The following is a 23,673-nucleotide window of genomic DNA, read 5'->3' as shown; positions in this document are numbered from 1 at the left end:
GCGCGCTAAGCAGGACCAGCGTCCCCAGCACCGAGAAGATTCTCACTCTCCGCGCCCGGTGTGGGGTCGTGCGTGGTCGACGGCCGGATGGTCGCATCACAGCTCCTCGTGAAACGGGCCGCCACATCCGGCAGCCACTTGAGCGAGCGTAGGAAGCGGGGTCAGCGCGCCACAACGGCCTTTAGGCGTAGGTTGCCGAGTCATTTGCCCGCGAACGAAACGGCTACCGCGCGCTCCGCCGGGCCGTCACGAACCGCGGGCGCCCGGCGAGGTCGGCGTGACCTGCCACGTCGGTGAGCACCCGGCGGGTCCTGAGCAGCGCGGGCACCGCGGTGCCCTGGGTGTCGTCGTGCTCGATCGCCAGCCCGCCGCCGGGCCGCAGCAGCCGGGCCGCGGCCGCGACCGCGGACCTGATCACGGCCAGCCCGCCGTCCCCGGCGAAAACCGCGTGCGCGGGGTCGTGCTCGGAGACCTCCGGCGGCACCGCGGTGCCCTCCGGCACGTACGGCGGGTTGCACAGCACCAGGTCCACCAAACCGTCCAGCTCGGCGAACATCGTGCTGTCCCCGATATCGCCGGAGTAGAGCCGGATGTGCGTGTCCCCCTCGGCGACCCGCTGCTCGGCGTTGTGCCTCGCCCAGGCCAGCGCCTTCGGGTCGATGTCCACCGCGTAGACCACGGCGTCCGGCCTGGCGTGCGCCACGGCCAGCGCGAGCGCGCCGGAGCCGGTGCACAGGTCGACCACCACCGGGTACTCGCGGCCCTTGAGCACGCCGAGTCCCCACTCCAGCAGCAGCTCGGTCTCGGGCCGGGGGGTGAACACCCCGGCGCCGACCGAGACGGTGATGCCGCCGAGCGCGGCCCAGCCGGTGAGGTGCTGCAGCGGCACCCGCTTCGCCCGCCGCGCGACCAGCTGGCCGATCGCCTCCACCACCGGCGGGTCGACCAGCGGTACCAGCGGCAGCCTGCCGCGGTCCACGCCGAGCACATGCGCCGCGAGCAACTCGGCGTCGTTCCGCGGAGAGGCGACACCGGCTTCCTCGAGTATCCGGGTCGCCTCCATGATCGCCAGACGCAAGGGTTGTCGCTTCACAGCGTCCAGCCTGGCACACCTGCGGATTTGGCAGCGGCGGCCTGCCCGGCGAGTCGGCTCCGCGGCCGGTCACGGTGTCAACAGTTGCAAACGCACCCGTTCGTGGCCTACTACTTCCGGCCCGGAAGTGTCTAAGATCAGTACGCCCTTGAGCCACCTCCCCTTTTGGCTCGGGCGCGGACCCCGGCGCGTTCCCCCCTCGACGCCGGGGTCCACCTATTTGACCAGCCGTTCGCCGTCACCTGGACGGTGGATACCGGCTGGTACAGATGCCCGGCGGCGACGGGCGGGCGATGATCACCACGTCCGGGTGCCCCAGCGCCGGGAGGGGAATGCTGGGTCACCCGGGCACCAGCTCCCCGGGTGCGTGTGACCCACGTCATTCCCGGCTTGACCTTCACATCCGTGTAAAGGTTTACCGTCGTGGCATGGAGCTGCAGGTGGTACTGCCGGACGAATCATCCACAATGGACGCTCAACGCCCGGTGGAGCTCGGCGTGGAGGCCGAACGGCTGGGATACCGGATGGCGTGGCTGCCGGACCATCTGCTGCCGCCAACCGGGCACGACGACGTCTACGGCGGGGTGTACGAGCCGCTGGTGACCCTCTCGTACCTGGCGGCCAGGACGAGCACGATCGGGCTCGGCACCTCGGTGCTAGTACTGCCGATGCGGAACCCGTTCGTGGTGGCCAAGCAAGCGGCCACTTTGGACAGGCTCGCCGGGCAGCGGCTCACGCTCGGCCTCGGGATCGGCTGGGACCGCACGGAGTTCGCCAGCGTGGGCGCGGACTTCCACACGAGGGGCGCCAGGACGGACGAGGGAATCTCGTTGCTACGGCACCTGTTCCGCGGCGGCGGCCGGTTCGAAGGACGGTTCTACGGCCATTCGTCCGGGCTCTTCGGCCCGCAGCCGCTTCGCGAAATACCGATCATGGTGGGCGGCACTTCGGAACACGCGCTGAAGCGGGCGGCGGCACTGGCCGACGAGTGGCAGGGCTTCGCGCTCGACCCGGCCGGGTTCACCCGGAATGTCGCGCGCATCCGCGAACTGTCCACACGCGACATTCGGGTGAGCACCAGGATCGCTTGGCGCGGCGGCAAAAGCGAGCTGGCCAAGGCCGTCGACGAAGCACATCGGTTCGCCGAAGCCGGTGCGGACGCACTGGCCGTCTGGTTCGGCGAAGAGTCCGGTTTCGCGGACCGCATGGCCGAGTTCGCCGCCACCTTGGGCAAATAGCCGACTATTTGCCCTTTGGCGTAAGGGCGAAAAGCCGGCTATTTGCCGGGAAGTCAGGCGTGCGCGGCGAGACGTTCTTCGCGGTCGGCGGTGATCAGCGCGTCGAGCACCCCGTCGAGGTCGCCGTCGAGCACCTGGTCCAGGTTGTACGCCTTGTAGTTCACCCGGTGGTCGGCGATCCGGTTCTCCGCGAAGTTGTACGTGCGCACCCGCTCGGACCGGTCCACCGTGCGGACCTGGGAACGCCTGGCGTCCGACGCCTTGGCCGCGGCCTCCTCCTCGGCGATCGCCTGCAGCCGCGCCTGGAGCACCTGGATCGCCCGCGCCCTGTTCTGGATCTGCGACTTCTCGTTCTGGCAGGACACCACGATCCCGGTCGGCAGGTGCGTGATCCGGACCGCCGAGTCGGTGGTGTTCACGCTCTGCCCGCCGGGCCCGGACGACCGGAACACGTCGATGCGCAGGTCGTTGGGGTCGATCTCCACCTCGACCTCCTCCGGCTCCGGATAGATCAGCACCCCGGCCGCGGAGGTGTGGATGCGGCCCTGCGACTCGGTCGCGGGCACCCGCTGCACCCGGTGCACCCCGCCTTCGAACTTGAGCCTGGCCCACACGCCGTCCGCGTCGGCGCCCCGGCTCTTGATCGACACCGTGGCGTCCTTGAAGCCGCCGAGATCGGAGTCCACCGAGTCCAGCACCTCGGCCTTCCAGCCGTGCCGCTCGGCGTAGCGCAGGTACATGCGCAGCAGATCGCCGGCGAACAGCGCGGACTCCTCGCCGCCCTCGCCCGACTTGATCTCCATCACCACGTCGGAGGCGTCGTACGGGTCGCGCGGCAGCAGCAGCTCGGTCAGCCTGGTCTCCAGCGCCGGAATCCGGGCGCCGATCTCCTCGGCCTCGGCCGCGAACGCCGGGTCCTCGGCGCCGAGCTCCTTGGCCGCGGCGAAATCCTCCCGCGCGCCGTCCAGCTCGCCGATCACCTTGACCACCGGCGACAACTCGGCGTAGCGCCGGCCCAGCTTGCGCGCGCGGGCCTGGTCGGCATGCACAGCCGGGTCCGCGAGCTGCTTCTCCAGCTCCGCGTGCTCGTCGAGCAGCCCCCGCAGGGAATTCGAATCCACAGCTCACACCCCTTCTCGGCCACGTTGGTCGGCAGGTCCGCCGGCAAGAAAAACGGCGCCCACTCCCAGCCGGGAATGGGCGCCGTGGGTGAAGCTAGTTGGCGTCGGCTTTCTTCTGCCGCTTGCCGTAGCGCGCCTCGAACCGGGCGACCCGGCCACCGGTGTCCAGAATCTTCTGCTTGCCGGTGTAGAACGGGTGGCAGTTCGAGCAGATGTCGGCGTGGATTTCGCCGGAGGTCTTGGTGCTACGGGTGGTGAAGGTGTTGCCGCAGCCGCAGGTCACGGTGGTGACCACGTACTCGGGGTGAATACCGCTCTTCATGGTGTCCTCTCTCTGTGGCCGCCGGGTCCCCGAACTGGGGTGAACCGGAGCCGGACGTCAGCGGATGATTCTGCCAGACGGGCTGACGCCAGCGTCAACGCACCCCCGTGAGCAGGTATTCCCCGCGCGTACCTCACAAAAGGGACACCTTGAGTCGTCAACCATGTACCTGCTGTGTACAACATTTGTACGGCGCACGGCCACCCTCGGCCGGGTCAGTGATTTTCTGACCCTGAGAGAGGAAGGCGGAGCAATGCGCAACCTGCTGACCGCACTCGCCAAGCCAATGGCCGTGGCCGCCGTCGTGGCCGCCGCTATGGTGGCCGCCCCAGCCACCGGCGGCGCCGTCACGGCCCCCACCGGCACCGAGATCACCGCGGCGGACATCAACCCGGCGGCCGGCACCTTCAGCACGGTGCCGGAAAGCGAACTGTCCGTGCTCGGCGCCGGCGACGGCACGCCGGCCGGCGCGATCCAGTGGTACAAGAACCACATGGGCAGCACCGGCTGGCAGGGCCTCTGCGAAAAGGCGGTCGAGAACGCCTACGGCACCACCGGCGTCTGGGCGTCTGCCAACGCGCACTGGAACGGCGCGAGCCCCAAGCACACCGACGGCAGCAAGCCGCCGCTCGGCGCGTTCGTCTACTGGAACATCAGCCAGTACGGCCATGTCGGCATCGCGGACGGCAACGGCGGCATCTACGCCACCAGCATCGGCGGCAAGATCGGCCACGCGTCCAGCGTGAACTACTTCAACGCCTACCGCGGCTGGACCCCGGCCGCCGTCCCGCGCCCCTAGCTCCCCGCCCCGGATGCAGTGAAGGCCACCTTGCCTGCGTTGAACGCAGGCAAGGTGGCCTTCACTGCATAGTTGAGCGTTAGTCCTCGTCCGGGCCGAGGGCTGTCTTGGAGACCTGCATCAGGAACTCGATGTTGGTCTTCGTCTTGCGCAGCCTGGAGATCAGCAGATCGATCGCCTGCTGCGAGTCCAACGCGTGCAGCACTCGGTTCAGCTTGTGCACCACGGCCAGCTCGTCCGGCGGCAGCAGCAGCTCTTCCTTACGGGTGCTGGACGGGTTGACGTCCACCGCGGGGAACACCCGCCGCTCGGCGATCTTGCGGTCCAGCTTGAGCTCCGCGTTACCGGTGCCCTTGAACTCCTCGAAGATCACCGTGTCACCGGTGGAACCGGTCTCCACCATCGCGGTGGCGAAGATCGTCAGCGAGCCGCCGTTCTCGATGTTCCGCGCCGCACCGAGGAACCGCTTCGGCGGGAACAGCGCCGTCGAGTCGACACCACCGGAAAGGATCCGGCCGGACGCCGGGGCCGCCAGGTTGTAGGCACGGCCGAGGCGGGTGATCGAGTCGAGCAGCACGACCACGTCCATGCCCATCTCCACCAGGCGCTTGGCGCGCTCGATGGCGAGCTCGGCGACCGAGGTGTGGTCGGACGGCTGGCGGTCGAAGGTGGAGGCGATGACCTCGCCCTTCACCGACCGCTGCATGTCGGTGACCTCTTCCGGGCGCTCGTCCACCAGCACCACCATCAGGTGGCACTCCGGGTTGTTGGTGGTGATCGCGTTCGCGATGTCCTGCATGATCGTGGTCTTACCGGCCTTCGGCGGCGACACGATCAGCGCGCGCTGCCCCTTGCCCACCGGCATCACCAGGTCGATCACCCTGGTGGTGAGCTTGTGCGACTCGGTCTCCAGCCGCAGGCGCTCGTTCGGGTACAGCGGGGTCAGCTTGGTGAATTCCGCGCGCTTCTTGGCCGCGTCCGGCTCCAGACCGTTGATGCTGTCCACACGCACCAGCGGGTTGAACTTCTGCCGCTGCTGCTCGCCGTCCCGCGGCTGGCGGACCACGCCGGTGATCGCGTCACCGCGGCGCAGGCCGAACTTGCGGACCAGCGAAAGCGAGACGTACACATCGTTCGGCCCGGCGAGGTACCCGGAAGTACGCACGAACGCGTAGTTGTCCAGCACGTCCAGGATCCCGGCGACCGGGAGCAGCACGTCGTCCTCGCGGATCTCGGTGTCCGGGCTGCCGCCTTCACGGCCACCGCCACCGCTGCCACGACGACGCCGGTCGCGGAACCGGCGGCCGCGACGGCCGCCGCCGTCCTCGTCGTCGTCCTGGCCGCCGCCACGTCCGGTGTCCTGGCCGCGGTTGCCCTGCTGGCCGCGGTTGTCCTGGTTGCGGTCACCCCGGTTGTCCCGGTTGTCCCCGCCGCGACCGGACTCCTGGCCACCGCGGTTGCCCTGGCGGTCGTTCTGCCGCCGCTGGTCCCCGCCTTCGGAGCGTTCGCCGGACCGCTGGCCGCGCTCCTCGGACTGACCGCCCTCGGGGGCGCCCGCGGACCGGTTGGAGCCGCGACGGCGACGGCTGCGGCCGCCTTCCTCGCGCTGCTGGCCTTCCTGCTGGCCGCCATCGCCGGACGGCTTCTCCGCCGGTGCGGACTCGGACGGCGCGGTGGCAGGGGCGGATGCCGCCTCGGCGGCCGGAGCCTGCACAGCCCGCACTGCCTGCACCGGCTGCTCGGACTGCACCGGCTGCTCGGCGGCCGGCTTGGCCGGTGCCTCGGCGTCGGGCGCGGCGGCCGGGGCCTGCTGCGCACGCGTGGCCCTGGTGCGCGCCTTCGGCTCCTCGGTCTTCTCGGCCTTCTCCGACTTGCCGCCGTCGATGCCCTCCAGCGGCAGCGTGTCGTTGGCCGCGGTGCGGCGCTTGCTCTTGCCCTGGCGTTCCCGGATCGCGGCGATCAGGTCTCCCTTGCGCATTCCGCCGGTGTCGCCGACGCCGAGTTCGGTAGCGAGTTCCCGCAGGTCAGCGATGACCATGCCGGACAACCCGCCGGTGCGGCGCTTCGGCGTGGCCGTGGTGCCCTCCCCTGCTCCGGCGTCACCTGCCGATGCCGCCTGGCTTTCCACGTCCCCGCTCAAAAGATCGGTGTTGCTCACACATGTCCTTCCTGACCGATCCACGCCTCCAGGTGGATCAGCGGACCACCGCCCACGTCCGAATTGCGAGACGGCTTGCTCTGGTATCCCGATGCAGACTTCTCCAGCCGAGACGTGCGTGTCACAGCGGCGGGGCCGCCAGCACGGGAAGTTGCGTGCTCCAGGTGGAGTACGCGGAATCCGTCACCGCTGCTACCGCCGAACCCGCCTAGGTCCACCCTGCACCGTGTTCTGTGCGGAATTATCGGCTCAACGAGAGATGCGATCCGGGAAGATTCCCGGGACCGACACCGGGTGCGGAATGCGCACGGTGATCGAACGCCCCCGAGGGTAGACCGACCAGGGACGAGGTGCAACAACCACCCCCTGCATGGCGTGCCTCATTACCGCTGGTTCCCCGCCCTCTGCGCGGGAAGCCACTATCCATCAACCTGTACACCTACCAGATCCACCGGCAGTTCCGTGACAGTAAAACCGGCAGTATCAACCGTAGCCGGCAGATCTCCGTCCGTGGTCAACGCGAGCACGGTCGGCCCCGCCCCGGAAATCACCGCGGCCACCCCGCTTTCCCGCAGCGCGCGGACCAGCGCGGCACTCGCCGGCAGCGCGGGCGCCCGGTAGTCCTGGTGCAGGCGGTCCTCGGTGGCGGCCGGCAGCAGCTCGGGCCGCTCGGTGAGCGCGAGCACGGCCAGCGCCGCCCGTCCGGCGGTGAACGCGGCGTCGGTGTGCGGCACGGTTTCCGGCAGCAGCCGCCTTGTCTCGTCGGTGGACGAGCGCAGCTGCGGAACCGCGACCACCGGGCGGATCGAGGCGTGCGGGGTGAGCCGCGCGGCGTGGAATTCACCATTCTGTGACCAAGCGATGGCCAGCCCGCCGAACAGGCTGGCCGCGGCGTTGTCCGCGTGTCCTTCGAACTCGGCGGCGAGCCGCAGCGCGTGCTCGTCCAGCGGCCGCCCGGCCAGGGTGTACCCGGCGGCCACGCCGGCGACCACCGCGGACGCGGAGGAACCGAGGCCGCGACCGTGCGGAATCGCGTTGTGACAGCGAAGATGCAGCCCCGGTGGCCGCAGCCCGAGATGCGCGCACGCCCGGTACAGCGCGCGAACCACCAGGTGGGACTCGTCAGTGGGCACGTCCTGCACCCCGCCGGCACCGGCGTCGATCACCTCGACCTTCAGCCCGGCATCGGCGACCTGCACCTCGACCACGTCGTACAGCGCGAGCGCCATGCCGAGCGCGTCGAACCCCGGCCCGAGGTTCGCCGTGGAAGCCGGCACCCGAACCACGAACTTCACGACAACTCCAGGGCCGCCGCCACCGCACTGGGGTCGACCGCCAGCGGCTCCACCTCGACGTTGCCTTCGAGCGCGGTGGCCGGGTCCTTCAGGCCGTGCCCGGTGACCGTGCAGACCACCAGCGAACCCTTCGGAATCCGGCCGTCGGCGGCGGTGGCCAGCAGCCCGGCCACGCTGGTGGCCGAGGCCGGCTCGACGAACACGCCCTCCTTGCGGGCCAGCAACCGGTACGCCGCCAGGATGTCCTGGTCACTGACCGCTTCGAACAGACCACCCGACGAGTTCTTCGCCTTGACCGCGGAGGTCCAGGACGCCGGGCTGCCCACCCGGATCGCGGTGGCCACCGTCTCCGGCTCCGCCACCGGTTGGCCATGCACCAACGGGGCCGCGCCGGCGGCCTGGAAACCGAACATCCGCGGTGTGCTCCGCACCACACCATCTGCGGCGTATTCGGAGTAGCCGCCCCAATACGCGGTGATATTTCCCGCGTTACCCACCGGCAGGCAATGAATATCCGGCGCCTTGCCGAGTACGTCGCAGATTTCCCATGCCGCCGTTTTCTGACCGACCAGCCGGACCGGGTTGACCGAGTTGACCAAGGTCACCGGATAGTCCGCGGCGGTTTTGCGGGCCAGTTCCAGGCAATCGTCGAAATTGCCGTCCACCTGCAGGATCCGGGCGCCGTGCAGCACCGCCTGGGCCATCTTGCCGAGCGCGATCTTGCCCTGGGGCACCAGCACCGCGGAGGTCAGCCCGGCGCGCGCGGCATAGGCCGACGCGGAGGCGGAGGTGTTGCCGGTGGACGCGCAGATCACCGCCTGCAGCCCGCTGGCCAGCGCATGCGTGATGGCCACGGTCATGCCGCGGTCCTTGAACGAACCGGTCGGGTTGGCGCCCTCGACCTTCAGGTACACCTCGGAGCCGGTCAGCTCGGACAGGTGCGGCGCCGGCAGCAGCGGCGTGTTGCCCTCGCCGAGGGTGATCACCTTGGCACCGGCGGGAATGGGAATCCGCGCGGCATAGGCCTCGATGATCCCGGGCCAGCCCGCTTGCGCACCCATTTCAGTCCTCACCTTCCACCCGCATCACACTGACGACTTCCCGCACCACGTCCATCTTGCCGATTTCGTCCACAGTGGACTGCAAGGCGGCGTCCTTGGCCAAATGGGTGACGATGACCAGGCTCGCGGTGGAATGCCTGTCCCGCTGCCGGACCGTGGCGATGCTCACATCGTGCGCGGCGAACACCTGCGCGACCTGGGCCAGCACCCCCGGCACGTCGGCCACGTCGAGGCTGACGTGATAACGGGTCGGGGTCTGCCCCATCGGCCGCACCGGCAGCGCCGCATGCGCCGACTCGCGCGGGCCGCGGCCGCTGACCACCTGGTTGCGGGCCACCGCGACCAGGTCGCCGAGCACCGCGCTCGCGGTCGGCGCGCCACCCGCGCCCTGGCCGTAGAACATCAGCTCCCCGGCCGCGTCCGCCTCCACGTAGACCGCGTTGAACGCGCCGCCGACCCCGGAGAGCTGGTGGGTGCGCGGCAGCATCACCGGGTGCACCCGCACGGACACCGACTCGGTGCCGTCCGCGGAGGTGACCCGCTCGCAGATGGCCAGCAGCTTGACCGTGCGGCCGAGCACCTTCGCCGCGACGATGTCCGAGGCGCTCACCCCGGCGATGCCCTCGCGGTGCACGTCGGCGGCGGTGACCCTGGTGTGGAAGGCCAGCGACGCCAGGATCGCCGCCTTGGACGCCGCGTCGTAGCCGTCCACGTCCGCGGTCGGGTCCGCCTCGGCGTAGCCAAGCCTGCTCGCCTCGTCCAGGGTCTCCGCGTAGCCGGCGCCGGTGGAGTCCATCGCGGAGAGGATGTAGTTGGTGGTGCCGTTGACGATGCCCATCACCCTGGTGATCCGGTCACCGGCCAGCGACTCCCGCAACGGCCGGAGCAGCGGAATGGCACCGGCCACGGATGCTTCGAAGTAAAGATCCGCACCGGTCGCGTCGGCGGCCTCGGACAGCTCCGCCGAATGCTCGGCGAGCAGCGCCTTGTTCGCGGTGACCACGGACTTGCCGGCCCGCAGCGCGGCGAGCAGCCAGGTGCGGGCCGGCTCGATCCCGCCGATCAGCTCCACCACCACGTCCACGTCGGATTCCACCAGCGCGGTCGCGTCCGAGGTGAGCAGTTCCGGCGGCAGCTCCGGATGCTTGTCCGGCCGGCGCACCGCGATACCGGCCAGCTCCAGCGGCGCGCCGACCCTGGCGGCCAGCTCACCGGCCTGCTCGGTGAGCAGCCTGGCGACCTCGCCGCCGACGGTGCCGCAACCGAGCAGCGCTACCTTGATCGGACGTCCGGCTCGGGCACTCACGAAACCTCCAGGCGCAACATGTCCTCCGTCGTCTCGCGCCGCAGCAGGAGCCGGGCGCTCCCGTTGCGGACCGCGACCACCGCCGGCCGCGGCTGCCGGTTGTAGCCACTGGCCATCGAGTAGCAGTAGGCACCGGTCGCCGCCACGGCCAGCAGATCGCCGGGCGCCAGGGTGTCGGGTAGCCAGCAGTCCCGGACCACGATGTCGCCGGATTCACAGTGTTTTCCCACCACGCGGGACAGCGCGGCGCCGGCGGACTGCGGATCGCCGTCGTCGCTCGACCTGGAGACCAGCCGGCAGTCGTACACCGCGTCGTACAGCGCGGTACGGATGTTGTCGCTCATCCCGCCGTCCACGCTGATGTAGCGGCGCACCGCGTTGTCACCGAGCGCGACGTCCTTGACCGTGCCCACCTCGTACAGGGTGACCGTGCCCGGCCCGGCGATGGCGCGGCCGGGCTCACCCGCGATCCGGGGCACCGGCAGGTCGGCGTACTCGCATTCCTTCCGCACCATCTCCCTGATCTGGGTGATCATCTGGGCCGGCGGCGGTGGGTTGTCCTTGTCCGTGTATGCGATCCCGAACCCGCCACCGAGGTCCACAATGGACATCTGCTCGAGCAGGTCGCCGCCGTGCTCCTTGCCCAGCTCGGCGAGCAGGCCGACCACCCGGCGGGCGGCGACCTCGAAACCGTCCGCGTCGAAGATCTGCGACCCGATGTGGCTGTGCAGGCCGGCCAGGTTCAGCGAAGGCACGTTCAGCACCCGGCGCACCGCCTCGGCGGCGTCGCCGGAAGCCAGCGAAAACCCGAACTTCTGGTCCTCGTGCGCGGTCGCGATGAACTCGTGGGTGTGCGCCTCGACCCCGACGGTGACCCGGATCAGCACCCGCTGCACCACGTCCCGCTTGGCTGCCACGTCGGCCAGCCTGGCGATCTCGTAGAACGAGTCGAGCACCACGGTGCCGACGCCGGCGTCGACCGCGGCCTCCAGCTCGGCGATGGACTTGTTGTTGCCGTGGAAGGTGATCCGCTCCGGCGGGAAGTTCGCGCGCTGCGCGATGGCCAGCTCACCGCCGCTGCACACGTCCAGGCTCAGCCCCTGCGCCGCCACCCAGCGGGCAATTTCGGTGCTGAGGAAGGCTTTCGAGGCGTAGTGCACCAGCGACGGGTCGTCGAAGGCCTCCGCGTACTCGGCGCAGCGCGACTTGAAGTCGGCCTCGTCCACCACGAACAGCGGCGTGCCGTAGGTCTCCGCCAGCTCGCGGACGTCCACCCCGGCGATCCGGACCACGCCGTCCGGCGCGCGGTAGGCGTTGCGCGGCCAGACCTTGGGGTAGAGCCGGTCCAGCTCGGCCGGGCTGGACGGCGGGAAGCCGGAGGTGTCGGCGTGCGGGTGGATTTCGGCGTAGCGGGGGCCCGCTGGGTGAGCGCACATATTCTGGGTTACATCCGTTCCGGAGCAGAGACACCGAGCAGCGAGAGACCGTTGGCGAACACCTGACGCGCGGCGTCGCACAGGGCGAGCCGGGCGTGGGTCAGCGGCGTCGCGTCCTCGTCTCCCTGAGGAAGTACGCGCGCTTCGGCGTAGAACTTGTGGTACGAACCGGCCAGGCTTTCCAGGTACCGCGCCACCCGGTGCGGCTCGCGCAGTTCCGCCGCCTTGCGCAGCACGGTGGGGAATTCGCCGATGGAGCGGATCAGGTCGCCCTCGCGCGGGTGGGTGAGCAGGCCGAGCGATGGGTTCTCCACCGGCTCCAGCCCGAGGTCGGCCGCGTTGCGCCGCAAGGAGCACAGCCTCGCGTGCGCGTACTGCACGTAGTAGACCGGGTTTTCGTTGCTGTGCTTGCGCAGCAGGTCCAGGTCTATGTCCAAAGTGGAGTCGACGGAGTAGCGGTTCAGCTCGTAGCGGGCCGCGTCCACACCGACCGCCTCGACCAGGTCGTCGAGGGTGATCACGGTACCGGCGCGCTTGCTCATCCGCACCGGCTTTCCGTCGCTGACCAGGTTGACCATCTGGCCGATCAGCACCTCGACCACGTCGGGGTCGTCGTCCAGCGCGGCGGCCGCGACCTTGAGCCTGGAGACGTAGCCGTGGTGGTCCGCGCCGAGCATGTAGATGCACAGGTCGAAGCCGCGTTCCCGCTTGTCGCGCAGGTAGGCGATGTCCCCGGCGATGTAGGCGGGCTCCCCGTCGCTCTTGATCACCACCCGGTCCTTGTCGTCGCCGAACTCGGTGGTGCGCAGCCACCAGGCGCCGTTGTCCCAGTAGAGCTTGCCGTTCTCCTTGAGCCGTTCGACCACACGCTCCACCGCACCGGAGCCGTGCAGGGAGTCCTCGTGGAAGAACACGTCGAAGTCGGTGCCGAACCGGTGCAGCGAGTCCTTGATCTCGGTGAACATCAGCGAAATGCCGACCCGCCGGAAGGTCTCGTGCCGTTCGTCCTCCGGCATGGACAGCGCGCTGGGCTCCTGGCGGAGCACCTCGGCCGCGATGTCCGTGACATACCCGCCGGCGTAACCGTCCTCCGGCGCCGGGTCGCCCTTCGCGGCGGCGATCAGCGACCGCACGAACCGGTCGATCTGCGCGCCCGCGTCGTTGAAGTAGTACTCGCGGGTGACGTCGGCGCCCTGCGCGCTGAGCACCCGGCCGAGCGCGTCGCCCACCGCGGCCCAGCGGGTGCCGCCGAGGTGGATCGGGCCGGTCGGGTTGGCCGAGACGAACTCGAGGTTGATCTTGCGGCCGGTCATGCCGTCCCCGCGGCCGTAGCCGGCACCGGCGGCGAGCACCTGGCTGACGACCTCGCCCTGCGCGGACGCGGCCAGCCGGATGTTCAGGAACCCCGGCCCGGCGACCTCGGCCGACACCACCCCGTCGGCGTTCGCGAGCTTCTCGGCCAGCTCGTCGGCGAACTCCCGCGGCGCAAGCCCTACTTTCTTCGCTACCTGGAGAGCCAGGTTGGTCGCGTAGTCTCCGTGTTCGGGATTCCGCGGGCGCTCGATGGTCACCGGATCGGGCAGCACGGCGTGGTCCGCACCACGCGCGTCGAGCACCTGCACGGCGGAGGATCGGACCAGGTCAGCTAGGGCGGCAGGGGTCACCCGCAAAAGTCTAAGTGCGGGCGGTCGGGCCCCCGGCGAGCGGGTTGACGGTGACCAGACACCTACTCCCTACACTGGCCACACCAGGCCACCACGTGCACCTGGCAGCACGTGCCGGACGAGACGAGGTCGGAACACCGCGATGGCTAGTGGGACGAAGAAGAAGGGCACGCCGAAGAAAGCCGTCAAGGCTGCCCGCAGCAGTTCCGTGGTGAGCAAGAAGGGCACCCCCTGGGGCACCATCGTCGCCGTGGTCGCCGTGGTGGCGCTGCTGGCGACCGTGCTCATCTACTACTACGTCGAGTCCGGGGACAAGCGGGCGCAGGCGGACCGCGAAGCTGCCGCCGCGGCGTTCGCGCCGACCGCGGAGAACCCGGACCCGTCCCTGAAACTCGCGGGCATCGTCACCCAGAAGTACGAGGCCAGTGTGCACGTCTCGGCGGCCGAGCGGGTCGCCTACGACCGCTCGCCGCCTTTCGGCGGACCACACGACCAGGCATGGGCGGCCTGCACCGGGATCGTCTACCCGAACGCGGTGCGCACCGAGAACCTGGTGCACTCCCTCGAGCACGGGGCGATCTGGATCGCCTACAACCCGGACCAGATCAGCGGCGACGCGCTGAACAAGCTCCGGGTCCGGGTGGACGGCAAGCCCTACACCGTGATGTCGCCCTACCCCGGCCTGGACAAGCCGATCTCGCTGCAGTCCTGGGGCCACCAGCTGAAGCTGGACAATGTGGACGACGAGCGGATCGACCAGTTCATCGTGGCGCTGCGGCAGAACGGCAACGGGGTCTACCCGGAGATCGGCGCGTCCTGCGACGCGACCGGGCCCGGCGGCTTCGACCTGGACAACCCGCCGCCGTTCGACCCGACCCCGCCGGGCCCGGACGCCAAGCCGATGGACTACAAGGGCACCGAAGGCACCCAGCAGGACGGCCAGCAGCCCCCGATGCCGCCGGCCGGAGGCTGAGCGGGTTTGAGTCACGAAGCCGGTGAGCAGCCGGTCACCGAACAGGTCGTCGCCGAAGGCCCGGCGCGGGACACCCCGCGCTGGGCGCGGGCCGCGATCATCGGCGCGACGGTCTGCGCCGTGATGCTGGTGGGCGCGGTGCTCGGCATGTTCCTCTCGGAGACCCTGACCAAGGACGAACCAACCACCCCGGGAGCGGGCTCGGTCGAGGTCGGCTTCGCGCAGGACATGTCGGTGCACCATCTGCAGGCGGTGACCATGGCCAACTGGGCGCGGGACTACTCCACCGACCAGGAGGTCCGCCAGCTCGCCTTCGACATCCTGAGCACCCAGACCGAGCAGGTCGGCCGGATGAAGGGCTGGCTCATGCTGTGGGGCCAGCCGGAGCAGGCGACCGGTGCGTACATGACGTGGATGACCGAGCCGGGCGGGCATGCGCACGGCGGCGGCACGGCGACCATGCCGTCCAGCGGCAACGCGCCGATGCCGGGTATGGCCACCAACGAAGAGCTGGCGAAGATGCGTTCGCTGTCCGGTAAGGAACTGGACGTCTACTTCCTGCAGCTGATGCTCCGGCACCACCAGGGCGGCACGGACATGGCCACCTACGCCGACGAGCACTCCAGCCTTTCCGCGCTGAAGCAGCTCACCTCCAGCATCCTGCGCTCGCAGGGCGCGGAGATGGAGCTGATGAAGCAGATGCTGGCGGCACGCGGCGCGGCCCCGCTGACCTAGGGGTCACCAGGACAGCTGCTGGCATTTCGTCGCCGACTCACGTGGTTCGACCTGCAGGGTGGCGTGCTCGATCGAGTACTCCGCGGCGAGCAGGTTCTGCGCGGCGCCGAGCACGCCGGCCGGCTCGGCGTCCGCCTCCACGGCGAGGTGCGCCGAGGCGACCTCCATGCCGGAGGTGAGCGTCCACACGTGCAGGTCGTGCACGTTGGCGACCCCCGGCAGCGCGGCCAGCTCGGTGCTGATCTCGCCAACGTCCACGCCGTGCGGGGCGTGCTGGAACAGGATGCGCAGCGCGCTGCGGCCCAGCTTCCAGGCCCGCGGCAGCACGAACAGGCCGATCGCCACACCGATGATCGGGTCGGCGTAGCGCCAGCCGAAGAGCAGCGTCACCAGCCCGCTGACCAGCACGCCGACCGAGCCGATCATGTCGGCCATCACCTCGAGGTAGGCGCCGCGCACGTTCAGGCTCTCCTTCGAGCCGGCGCGCAGCAGCAGGAACGACACCACGTTCATCAGCAGCCCGACGAAGGCCACCACGGTCACCGGCAGACCGGGCACCTCGGGCGGCTCGGCGATCCGGCTGATCGCCTCGTAGAGCACCCAGCCGGCGACCGCGAACAGCAGCACGGCGTTGGCCAGCGCGGCCAGCACCTCGGCCCGGAACATGCCGAAGGTGCGCCCCTGCTTCTTGGCCGGGCGGCGGGCCACCATCACCGCGACCGCGGCCAGCGTCACGCCGAAGATGTCGGTGAACACATGCGCCGAGTCGGCCAGCAGCGCCAGCGACCCGGTGAGCAGGCCGACCACGACCTGCATGACAAAGGTGACACAGCCCAGCCCGACAGCCAGCCACAACCGCGACAGGTACTTGCTACCCGCGCTGGCCGCCTGGCCCGCCGGCACACCGTGCCCGTGTCCGTGTCCCATTGAAACTGCCTCCCGCTCGAAGTCCCACGGTCAACATATAGTGACATGCGCATGTGTGCAATACAGGTGAGCCTTACCTCTCAGCCCTCGGGAACGCTACTGCCCCACCCCCACCCACGCCCATAGCCCGCTCGGGTCGTCCGTTTAACAGAGACCCGACCCTCCGCAGCCCGTCGTCAGCCATGCGCTAGGCTTCACCGAGTCGAAGCAGACGCCCTCGTAGCTCAGGGGATAGAGCACTGCCCTCCGGAGGCAGGTGTCGCAGGTTCGAATCCTGCCGAGGGCACACAAGTGACGCGACCAGAGTTCAGCCTGGCACGTCTTGATCTTTATTCTGTTTCTTCTGCCGTCCCGCAATTGGTACGTACCCAAAGGCATGCCAGCTTCGACGGCTGTGATCACCAACCAGTCCACGTGCTGCGGCCTGCGGAGAAGAATTGAACGCATGGGACCCCACAGCGCCGGCGGCCAGGACGTCAGTCGTCAGCGGACAACAGCACCTGCTCCAACGCTTGCAGGTAGCTGGAAACACCTCGGCCACGCGGAAATATCTGTCTGTCCTTGGATATTACCGCGTCGATCGCGTCGATCGCGGCGTGGGATGCATGCCAGGTGTCGACGATCATGTAGTCAGCCTTGTCAGCAAGGTGCTTCAACGCTGACGTGGACACCGTGTCAGCATTCCCCTCCACCGATTTGGGAGAGCACAGCGCGTTCAAGCGTCGGTCGAAGGCATCGGCTGCCCTGGGCAGGAGAGAGTAGAGACCAACCAACTTACCGTTCAGCTTGCTCCACACGACATCCAAACCCGTGGCGGCCGGCTCGAGTCGGCGAGGCGGGATGCCAGCCTCCGCTGCCAAGACCTCGATCTCCGTGCGTTGCCGGAACGTGGAGCGCTGGTCGAAGTCCCGGGCTTTGCCCACGATGGCGCTGATGGCCTCGACCCGCACACCGGAGTCCGCAGCCGGATGGACAAGCAGCAGGTCCGCGAGACCGATTCCCCAGTTGACGGCGGTCGGAGCGCTGATCCGCTCCCACAGGTCCACTGCTTGGCCCACAACCTGGCGGTACCGCTCCGCCGCTGGGGCACCAGTCAAAATCTGGTCGAGCAGCCGGAGGTACGCGTTGCGCACCGGGCCGCTGACGTTCTCCTGCTCAGCAAGCAGGAGTTGAACCGCATCGCAGAAATCCGCCGTGTGGGGCACCGAAGTCACCTCAGCCGCCACCTCGCAGAGGATGTCGAGCGTAGCCAGGATCTGATCCTCATTCACACCGCCCCATGCGGTCACGAGGTTGTCGGAGAGGGCCACGACATCCTTGGAGGACAGTTGCGCGAGCGAAGTCCACTTGTCGTGCTGCGCGCGAAGGATGCGTGCACCATCGAGCCACTGCTCGCCACTACTGATCCTGGCCCCCCACTCACTCCAACCCGCACACCGGGAACCCACCAGAGTAGCGAGTTCTCCGAGGTCACGACGTAACCTCCGCCCCGGGACGAGCGACTCTTCAGCAATGAAGCTCTCCACCGTCTCGAGCACGACCGGTGCGTGCGTCGCGTCCTCAGCTTCAAGGATCGACTCGACAGCCAGGTCCGCCGTCATGGGGTCCGGGGCACGGACGAACGCCCTGATGACAGCTCCATGTTGACCTTGTTCGTAAAGGCCGCGCACGTCGACGGACTCGGAGACCCTCGCCGATGTGCGACGACGCGCGATCCGCTGGAGGCCCGCCGCTTCCTGCGGATCTTCCGCACACGCGAACAACCGCCGCAGCCGGTCTTCGTCGTTCAGAGCGGAAGCCACGACGACTCCCAATGCACGCCCTGCCTCAGTTCCAGGCACGTCGATCGCACTCAGCACGTTGCCGTAGCTCGATCCGAGGTTACATTCTGCGTGGATGACGTCAGGCGGGATGTCTTTACCGACCAACTCAGCGACCTCGGTACGCCAGATCATCTCGATGAGGTACTCGTTGATCGCCTTGGGCCGGCGCGCCCTGAGCAGGTCGCCAAGGAAGTCGAGGTCGCGCAACTCGTCCCATCGCCCGAGTGCACCCAGAAGCTCAATCTTCAAGAACCGGAGGTTCTCTGCGCTCAACCTGCCAGTCAGCCGCACGTTGGCGAGCGCGAGTTCGGCCTGCCGTCCTTCACGTTGTGCCAAGGCCAGACGGAAATCGCGCAGCAAGTCGAGGTACTGCGAAGGCTGAGGGCGTTTCGCCCTCGACTCCTTACCATTGACAGTGGCGAGCATGTCTTCAAAGTGCTCCAGCAGTTGTTCACGGGAGACCTTGCCCTTACGCTGCACGCTGGCCAAATGAACGAAACCCGCCTCTTCCAAGTACCTGTCGACCTCCTGGACAGCAGGCGCTAGCGGAGTCGTTTCGAATTCGGCCTCAGCTGGCCCCAGGAATCCCCTGAGCACCTCCCGCCCCCGGCGCTGCCCTTCCGGATCCTTGGAAATGAGGTAGAAGCCCCTGGGTTCGCGGCTCACCGGTGCCACGATCCAATCGCCGGGCCCGCCCGCCCAACTCCGTGCCTGTTCGTCCACGAGGAGTTCCACACGTTCCCGGAACTCTCCGAACTGCGCTGCATCACCCAGACAACGCTGGAGAAGGGCGGTCACACTCACAGCACACCCCCGAACCTGTCATAGGCATCCATCCTGGCCTGAACGACGTACTCCTCGTCGGTTCTGAGCTCAATCTGCTCCTCACGGATAAAAACACCGTTGTATGTGATGTTCATGCTGCCTGCCAGCGCGTAACCGTCGCCGGTCAATGCCTTAGTGTGCAAGCGCCCGCTGGGATCAGTTCGAATGTCGACCAGATGCTCTACGCGCAGATCCCTGCTCAGCATGCCCATTCGACGGGTGAAGGCGTCATTATGAGCGTCCAACGTGGTAGCGACAACGATCCTGGCGCCGTCGGCGGCGAGGGTACCCAGAACCTCGCTCAGTCGTACAACCCTCTTCCCGTAATGATCAAGCACCGGATACGTGCCGGCCACGTTGTCGAGAATCTCTATGTCCGATATCCACGGCGAGACCAGCCAGATGCATTTGCTCGGGGCGAGCAACTCCGCGGTGAACAGGGCACCCAACAAGTCGAGTGCCTCACTCGCGCTTTGCGCCCTGGACTTGCGGATGACGCGGTTCACAATGCCTCCCGCAGCAGAAGGCGCAGTTCAACGTTGCGCACCGAACGACCCAGTCCCACGGCGACAGGGTGTGTCAGCAGCGTTCCGACCTCCACGGGGGACGTCTGCAAGTCGAGGAGGGCGGCGCGGAGCACGTCACGCTGGGCGTGCCCGATCCGCAGAACCACCTCTCCGTGCTCAAGTAAGGCGTTGTGCACTTGGCTCCGGCGCTCACCGTCCCAAGATTCGATATCAATCGGCTCGGACACGAACTCGACGTACTCACGCAGCCGCTCGAACGACACTTCGGGGGATCGGCCGTACGCTGCGGAAGGCGGCTGCGGAAGGCGCCCCCAGGGCCACAGTACGTTCGTCACCGCCCGAGCCCGCCGTTCCGGAAGCACATCCCCACCCAGTTGGAGAACTTCGTCGATACCTGGCTCCTCAGCGATTAGCGCGCCGAGGGTTCGCGGGTCCACCGAAATCCCTTTGTTACGCGCAACCCTATCGCGGAGATCGAGCCAGGACACGATAGTGGTGATCAGGTCGACGTGAGCGCCAGGACCGGCTATACGGGTGCTAAGAGCAGATCGCGCTGGACCACCAAGGTTGATGTCACTTCGGAGGGCCGCCTCCTCCACCGCTCGGACCGCTTCGGTCACCGCAGCGTGACCGTTACGCCATGCACTGCGGAGAGCCGCAAGGGCCTCAGCGACCTCCGGTGAGTTTGCACGCACCAGAGCGCTGAGCTCCTCGTCGGCGGTGTCGGCGGTTGTCGGGCGCAACGCATCCTCCAGCGCATGACTGAAAGCGTCCGGGTCCTGAGCGAGCACCCGGTGAAATGTCTCGACCTGACCTGTGCCGCCGGGCGACCGCTCGGACAGCCAGAACACGTCATCCCTGTCCGGATCAAGATCGACCGCCAACTCGTCCGTGTCGACGCCCGGGCAGCGCGTAGCCAGCGCATTGAGCACCAACTGGGCAGCCGAGAGCGTATACCCGCGCTGCCACCACACCCGCCAGGAGGCGGTGCGCCGATCCCCGAATGCCTCGTCAACGGCCTCTCGGACGGCGTCGAGCACTCGCTGTTCGGCAAACCACTCGTGCCAGGACGTGTCCTCCTCGCCCTCGTGGTGGTCCGTCCTGAACAAGCCGAGCACACCGGCGGCTGACGTCATCCGCTTCGTCCACTCGTCCGCCGAACTGGGGGCGCGCGCGTCGCCAGGCATGGCTGCGATCACCAGTGTCACGACCTGCACGAGGTTGTCGCAGTCGAACACCGACATGGACTCAGGCAACTCTGCTTCGGCGGTGAGGAGGTACCTCAGCCGGCCCGTCCGCTCGGCCGAGGTGGGTTCGCTGAGGCCATCAGGCAGGCGAACGGTTCCCGTGACGGCATCGCAGTGCACGTCTACGCCGACGGCGGCGGGAATCCAGTCGTCTCGCACTCCCGTACCGAACGCGAGGCGCACAGGCCGAGGGGCCGGTTGATCCCACATGGTCCCGCGCGCAGTCCTGGCGAATCTGATCGTGCGAACTCCCCCGCCTTGGACGTGCAGATGGAACCCAAGATCCGCGAGGAGTCGGTCAGCGCCACGACCGCAGTTCACCGGGATACCCCTTCCGAGGGGTGTCACATGGAACTCCCAGTCGGGAGCGACCGAGGAAGCATCGCCGACGTCGTCAGGTACAGGCTGCAGGGTCACCGCCGTGGGACGGTGCACCGTCACCCGGTCCCGTCCCACGGCGATGGTGTCGAGAAACTCGGCCTTAAAGGTGTCATTGACCCCGACCTGGATCTCAGACTCACCGGGAGTCAGATCAGCCAGGGGCACCCAGTGACGCCTACTCTCGGCAAACACGCCGAAGTGCCTGCTCACGTTGCCCGGGCAGAACTCACGCAACGCGCGAAGCGCGGGCAACTGCTCAGCTTGAAGGCTGTTTCCACGCCCGGGCACCAACAACTCGACGTCGGGCACGAGAAGGTCGTCGAAGAGGTTCCCCGGGACGAAATCCCGCAACGGGGTCCTCGTCTGCAGACGGATGTCGTCATCCGATGGCTCTTCACCGCACCACTGCTCGTCAAGCCTCCGGCGTATGGTGGGAACGACAGCCAGCAACAGCGGTCTCGGTGACTCCCACAGCAGGGTGTCGACAACTGACTCGGCGAATTCGTCAACTCCCAAGGCTAGGGCTTCGCGGAGATGCTTGCGCAAGCGTTTACGCTCCGGCCCCGGCCGGAGCAGTTGCCCCAACTTGTCACTCAGCTTCCTCTGGCGTTCGCGCGCTCTGCTCTGCGCCTCGGGCTTGCGGAACAGTTGTTCCGCCGGGCCAGCGAGGTCGACCCAAGTCGAATGCCGGTCGGAGTAACGCAACTCCACCGCCAGCCAGTCGAGCAGCGAGTAGACAGCCTGAATCCGCAACACGTAGAGGTTCTCCAGCGGCAAGTTGCGTGGAGGCAACTCGGGGTCGAAGAGTGCGTCGTAGGCGTCCCACGCCTGGCGGTCCCGACCCCAGTCGCTCAACACTACAACGGTCCACGGGCGGGTGATCTCCTTGCGCCCGGCACGTCCCTTTCGCTGCAGAAATTGAGCCGGGTCGTGAGGTGCTTTGTGCTGGATCACAGCCCCGACGCGGTCATCGTCGAAACCGACTTCCAGCGTCGCGGTCGCCACAACGATCTGTGCGTCGGATTCGACGCCGCGGTCCTGCGAACTAGTGCGGCCGACACGCAACGACCGATCCGCATCCAACTCGTGGCCTAACTGCTCCGGCAACCACCACCATTGTCCGTCGGCATCCCGGCCGGCAGTCGACTCGCGGTGTTCCACGTCCAGTTCACGTTGCTCGGTCGCCCGGAGGTGAGCAAGAGTACGAGGCCTACGCCATCGTCTGCGGTTGGCCCCATTGGTGTCCTCCGCGTCCGAGAGGTCCCAGTACAACCTGTTCGTGCTGTCAAGCTTGTCGGTGAATACGAAGACGCGCTTCCCGACCACTCCCTCAGACGAAGGAGGCGAGTTGAATGGGTCGTCGACCAGGTTGTCCAAGCACCTCGTCAGAGCCATACCGGTCTGGATGCTCGCCGACAGAGACCCCGTCCGCGAGTGCGGGTTGTGCCTCAGCGCCAACAGGTACTCCGCCCCCGAGTCGACGAGTTCAGCCGGATAAGGCTGCACCACGGTGGTGTCCGCAGTCGACAGACCGACCAGTCGCGAGAAGAACTCACCAGCGTTGAGCAGTGTGGCCGACAAACCGACCCACACGGGTGCGCGGCGCATCGCGTGCGTCAGGCGACGGAGCAGCAGTGCGTTCTGCGCGCCGGTGGCACCCTCATAGGTGTGCACCTCGTCCAGGAGCACCGCGGACAGCGTCGCAGGCAGCACGCCGAATGCCCTCAGGTTACCCGGTGCAGCGAGCTGGCGGTTGAGCGATTCGGTGGTGGTCAGCATCAAAGTGGCAGGATTGCGAAGTGCGCTTTCCCTGGTCAGGCGGAGACGATCGCCTTCAATAGCGAAACCACACTCCGCGTCCGAGCAAGCCAGCCGCTCGCGGATGGGCTTGTTCTTGAGATCCGCCTCGCGCCAGAGGAGTTCGCCATCACATTTCAGGCATCGAAGGAAGGGACACGCATAGCCGTGCTTCCGCTTGCTCCACACGTTCCGCACCTGCTGGGCGTCCGAGGGCGTTTGGCCGAACCAGGTAGCGAGACTGATCTTCGGAGTGATCGCGCTCGCGCTGGACATCCGGTCGAGGTACTCGAGCAGAGCGCGCAACTGGTCTTTCAAGAGTTCGTTGCGCGGATACAGTGCCAGAGCGAGCGTGCCCCTCGAGTGCCCTTCGGCAAGCCGATCGGTGAGCCATGCGAACAACGGCAGGTAGAAAGCAAGCGTCTTACCGCTACCGGTACCCGCCGTGATCATCACACCTGCCGGCTGGCCGCTGTTGAGCGCGTGCAGCACCGCTTCGGTGCTGCGTTGCTGAAAGCCGGACAGCTCCGGGGCAGCAAGCCCCCAGGCAGCTTGGTTCCCGGCGTCGCCAAGATGACTACGCACCTTGTCGAGGACCACCTGCGCCGTAATATTTCGTTCGGGCCTCCGACGGGGACGGTGGAGGAACCGGTGATCTAAGACAAGCGGCCTGCCCTCCGTGACACGCCCATGTCGGAACGACTGGCGCAAAGTGGCCAGCAGACGCACGGTCTCAGCACTTCGAGACCGGTACCCGCCGTTCGGAGTGCGCACTATCAACAGAGCCTTGAGCAGTCGATCGAACTCCGCCTGTCCCGCACCGAATTCGGCGAAGATCTCCAAGACCTCATCGGCCGTCCACTCAGCGCCGGTCGCTCCCCAAGCGAGGAGTTCGGCTTCTCTCAGCTCAAGCCTGGTCAGCGCGTTCAAAGCCTTCTCGTCCAC

The 23,673-nt window shown here is 67.9% G+C and carries 17 protein-coding genes and 1 tRNA gene; 5 read left to right on the top strand and 13 right to left on the bottom strand.

Translation table 11 applies throughout. The features are described from left to right. Positions 1-223: 223 nt before the first annotated feature. Positions 224-1,093 carry a peptide chain release factor N(5)-glutamine methyltransferase gene (gene prmC / locus AMYNI_RS0124310; protein WP_026360870.1) on the bottom strand — a complete coding sequence of 290 codons (870 nt, stop codon included), beginning with the start codon at positions 1,091-1,093 and terminating at the stop codon, positions 224-226. A 428-nt stretch (positions 1,094-1,521) separates the two neighbouring features. Here prmC and AMYNI_RS0124305 point away from each other — a divergent pair, with 428 nt between their 5' ends. Continuing rightward, positions 1,522-2,331 carry a TIGR03619 family F420-dependent LLM class oxidoreductase gene (locus AMYNI_RS0124305; protein WP_020670667.1) on the top strand — a complete coding sequence of 270 codons (810 nt, stop codon included), beginning with the start codon at positions 1,522-1,524 and terminating at the stop codon, positions 2,329-2,331. A gap of 53 nt (positions 2,332-2,384) precedes the next feature. Here AMYNI_RS0124305 and prfA read toward each other — a convergent pair whose 3' ends face one another. Together prfA and rpmE are read right to left on the bottom strand one after the other, a co-directional pair. After that, entirely contained in the window at positions 2,385-3,452 is a 1,068-nt protein-coding gene (gene prfA, locus AMYNI_RS0124300) for a peptide chain release factor 1 (protein WP_020670666.1), read from the bottom strand. A gap of 94 nt (positions 3,453-3,546) precedes the next feature. Next, positions 3,547-3,774 carry a 50S ribosomal protein L31 gene (gene rpmE, locus AMYNI_RS0124295; RefSeq protein ID WP_020670665.1) on the bottom strand — a complete coding sequence of 76 codons (228 nt, stop codon included), beginning with the start codon at positions 3,772-3,774 and terminating at the stop codon, positions 3,547-3,549. A gap of 253 nt (positions 3,775-4,027) precedes the next feature. On the opposite strand from rpmE, the gene AMYNI_RS0124290 reads away from it, so the two are divergent. Continuing rightward, positions 4,028-4,573, top strand: a complete 546-nt coding sequence (locus AMYNI_RS0124290; protein WP_020670664.1) for a hypothetical protein — start codon at positions 4,028-4,030, stop codon at positions 4,571-4,573. A 79-nt stretch (positions 4,574-4,652) separates the two neighbouring features. Here AMYNI_RS0124290 and rho read toward each other — a convergent pair whose 3' ends face one another. The 6 genes from rho to argS form a co-directional block, all read right to left on the bottom strand. Further along, positions 4,653-6,731 carry a transcription termination factor Rho gene (gene rho / locus AMYNI_RS0124285; RefSeq protein ID WP_020670663.1) on the bottom strand — a complete coding sequence of 693 codons (2,079 nt, stop codon included), beginning with the start codon at positions 6,729-6,731 and terminating at the stop codon, positions 4,653-4,655. A 419-nt stretch (positions 6,732-7,150) separates the two neighbouring features. Next, a complete protein-coding gene (gene thrB, locus AMYNI_RS0124280) occupies positions 7,151-8,026 on the bottom strand; it encodes a homoserine kinase (protein ID WP_020670662.1) in 876 nt (291 codons plus the stop codon). After that, a complete protein-coding gene (gene thrC, locus AMYNI_RS0124275; RefSeq protein ID WP_020670661.1) occupies positions 8,023-9,087 on the bottom strand; it encodes a threonine synthase in 1,065 nt (354 codons plus the stop codon). Before thrC ends, thrB begins: the two co-directional genes overlap by 4 nt. 1 nt (position 9,088) lies before the next feature. Further along, positions 9,089-10,393, bottom strand: coding sequence for a homoserine dehydrogenase (locus tag AMYNI_RS0124270; RefSeq protein ID WP_020670660.1), 1,305 nt, complete (start codon positions 10,391-10,393; stop codon positions 9,089-9,091). Beyond that, positions 10,390-11,829, bottom strand: coding sequence for a diaminopimelate decarboxylase (lysA, locus tag AMYNI_RS0124265; protein WP_020670659.1), 1,440 nt, complete (start codon positions 11,827-11,829; stop codon positions 10,390-10,392). Before lysA ends, AMYNI_RS0124270 begins: the two co-directional genes overlap by 4 nt. 8 nt (positions 11,830-11,837) lie before the next feature. Next, complete coding sequence (gene argS, locus AMYNI_RS0124260; RefSeq protein ID WP_026360869.1) at positions 11,838-13,493, bottom strand: arginine--tRNA ligase; 1,656 nt, start codon at positions 13,491-13,493, stop codon at positions 11,838-11,840. A 142-nt stretch (positions 13,494-13,635) separates the two neighbouring features. Here argS and AMYNI_RS0124255 point away from each other — a divergent pair, with 142 nt between their 5' ends. Next, entirely contained in the window at positions 13,636-14,466 is an 831-nt protein-coding gene (locus AMYNI_RS0124255; protein WP_051116360.1) for a thioredoxin-like domain-containing protein, read from the top strand. A gap of 6 nt (positions 14,467-14,472) precedes the next feature. Then, positions 14,473-15,201, top strand: a complete 729-nt coding sequence (locus AMYNI_RS0124250; protein ID WP_020670656.1) for a DUF305 domain-containing protein — start codon at positions 14,473-14,475, stop codon at positions 15,199-15,201. 3 nt (positions 15,202-15,204) lie between these two features. Here the strand turns inward: AMYNI_RS0124250 and AMYNI_RS0124245 are convergent, their stop codons facing one another. Next, complete coding sequence (locus AMYNI_RS0124245) at positions 15,205-16,128, bottom strand: cation diffusion facilitator family transporter (RefSeq protein ID WP_026360868.1); 924 nt, start codon at positions 16,126-16,128, stop codon at positions 15,205-15,207. Between the two features lie 213 nt (positions 16,129-16,341). On the opposite strand from AMYNI_RS0124245, the gene AMYNI_RS0124240 reads away from it, so the two are divergent. Then, positions 16,342-16,414 (top strand) — tRNA-Arg (locus AMYNI_RS0124240). A gap of 190 nt (positions 16,415-16,604) precedes the next feature. Here the strand turns inward: AMYNI_RS0124240 and dpdD are convergent. From dpdD to dpdJ, 3 genes are read right to left on the bottom strand one after another with little or no spacing between them, the layout of a single operon-like run. Beyond that, entirely contained in the window at positions 16,605-18,749 is a 2,145-nt protein-coding gene (dpdD, locus tag AMYNI_RS0124235; RefSeq protein WP_040405934.1) for a protein DpdD, read from the bottom strand. A gap of 2 nt (positions 18,750-18,751) precedes the next feature. Beyond that, positions 18,752-19,282: a phospholipase D-like domain-containing protein DpdK gene (gene dpdK, locus AMYNI_RS45285; protein ID WP_020670653.1), complete on the bottom strand. Its 531-nt coding sequence runs from the start codon at positions 19,280-19,282 to the stop codon at positions 18,752-18,754. After that, the gene (dpdJ, locus tag AMYNI_RS0124225; protein WP_020670652.1) at positions 19,279-23,673 is read right to left on the bottom strand and encodes a protein DpdJ; all 4,395 of its coding nucleotides are present in this window, start codon (positions 23,671-23,673) and stop codon (positions 19,279-19,281) included. The genes dpdK and dpdJ overlap by 4 nt, the downstream gene beginning before the upstream one ends.

Source organism: Amycolatopsis nigrescens CSC17Ta-90, assembly GCF_000384315.1.
GTDB lineage: Bacteria > Actinomycetota > Actinomycetes > Mycobacteriales > Pseudonocardiaceae > Amycolatopsis > Amycolatopsis nigrescens.
Note: the sequence above shows the minus strand (reverse complement) of the source record. Positions and strands in the feature narration are given on the sequence as shown.

Excerpts from the sequence above, each read along its gene's own strand:
- AMYNI_RS0124305 (WP_020670667.1), top strand. The coding sequence starts at position 1,522 with ATGGAGCTGCAGGTGGTACTGCCGGACGAATCATCCACAATGGACGCT.
- AMYNI_RS0124255 (WP_051116360.1), top strand. The coding sequence starts at position 13,636 with ATGGCTAGTGGGACGAAGAAGAAGGGCACGCCGAAGAAAGCCGTCAAG.
- rpmE (WP_020670665.1), bottom strand. The coding sequence starts at position 3,774 with ATGAAGAGCGGTATTCACCCCGAGTACGTGGTCACCACCGTGACCTGC.
- AMYNI_RS0124290 (WP_020670664.1), top strand. The coding sequence starts at position 4,028 with ATGCGCAACCTGCTGACCGCACTCGCCAAGCCAATGGCCGTGGCCGCC.
- thrC (WP_020670661.1), bottom strand. The coding sequence starts at position 9,087 with ATGGGTGCGCAAGCGGGCTGGCCCGGGATCATCGAGGCCTATGCCGCG.
- AMYNI_RS0124245 (WP_026360868.1), bottom strand. The coding sequence starts at position 16,128 with ATGGGACACGGACACGGGCACGGTGTGCCGGCGGGCCAGGCGGCCAGC.
- lysA (WP_020670659.1), bottom strand. The coding sequence starts at position 11,829 with ATGTGCGCTCACCCAGCGGGCCCCCGCTACGCCGAAATCCACCCGCAC.